At 70.3% G+C, this 421-nt stretch carries 1 protein-coding gene; it reads left to right on the top strand.

The genetic code is table 11. The features are described 5' to 3' along the window. Window positions 1-421, top strand: a 421-nt coding sequence (locus IMZ11_RS44360; protein ID WP_228649785.1) for a PepSY-associated TM helix domain-containing protein, incomplete at both ends; no start/stop codon positions are given.

Consider the following 421-nt stretch of genomic DNA (forward strand, 5'->3'; position numbering starts at 1 on the left):
CTCGGGCCGCCGGCGCACCCTGTCCTGGCACGGCGCGGTCGGCGTGTGGATTGTGGCGGTCCTGCTGGCGTTGTCGGTATCGGGAATCACCTGGTCCCGTTACGGCGGCGAGACGGTCAACGGCATCCAGGCGCGGCTGAACACCACGGCGCCCAGCGTGGACACCTCGTTGTCCGGCGCTGCGGCCGCCCAGGCGGCGCACCACGGTCACCATGGCGGCGGCCAGTCCGAGCTGCGGGGTATCGATACCGTGCTGCGGGCCGCCGAACAGGCCGGGCTGCGCGGCCCGATGTGGATGTACCCGCCCGCCGGGACTGGTCAAGCAGCCGAACAAGCGTGGAAAGTGGCTGAGCGTAAACGTGATTGGCCTACCCGTGCCGACGCGATCGCAGTCGACCCTGACACCGGGCAGGTTACCGAC

Source organism: Microtetraspora sp. AC03309, from assembly GCF_020826795.1.
GTDB classification, from domain to species: domain Bacteria; phylum Actinomycetota; class Actinomycetes; order Streptosporangiales; family Streptosporangiaceae; genus Microtetraspora; species Microtetraspora glauca.